Below are 429 nucleotides of genomic sequence, written 5' to 3'. Positions count from 1 at the left end.
AGTAAAAACTGTAAGATAAAATGATTAATAAAAAACAACCCAATCATATCTCTGTTCTATCAGATGATTTTAAAAGTGCGCTTAGACATTTTGTATACTATTATGCAAATGGGACTCTACCCTATGTAATTGGAGATAAAACAATACTAGACGGGATTGATTATCGTGAAATTTTAAAACACGAAGCTAGTTTAGTAGAACAAGCATTTGCAATTTATTCTAATAACATAGAAATGGATAAAAATGGGATGGTGTTGAATCAAACTCATGCGATGAAAAGAGCAGCACAATGGATTAGATTAGTTTGTCGTGAGGAAGGAGAACAATACACGGTCGATCCAAAGTTTGAAGATTGGGAAACGGAGTTACATTAAGACAAAAGGGTTTATGATTTGGTCAAAAAAACAAGTATTTGCTATTGGAGGATTA

The 429-nt window shown here is 32.4% G+C and carries 1 protein-coding gene; it reads left to right on the top strand.

Annotation, left to right across the window (positions count from 1 at the left end; genetic code table 11):
- Window positions 1–20 precede the first annotated feature (20 nt).
- A complete protein-coding gene (locus ACXAGJ_RS24680; protein WP_474843856.1) occupies window positions 21–374 on the top strand; it encodes a DUF7677 family protein in 354 nt (117 codons plus the stop codon).
- Window positions 375–429: the final 55 nt, after the last annotated feature.

It is taken from the genome of Aquimarina sp. AWH4_224 (assembly GCF_056160245.1).
This window is presented reverse-complemented; position numbering and strand designations above follow the sequence as displayed.

Excerpts from the sequence above, each read along its gene's own strand:
- ACXAGJ_RS24680 (WP_474843856.1), top strand. The coding sequence starts at position 21 with ATGATTAATAAAAAACAACCCAATCATATCTCTGTTCTATCAGATGAT.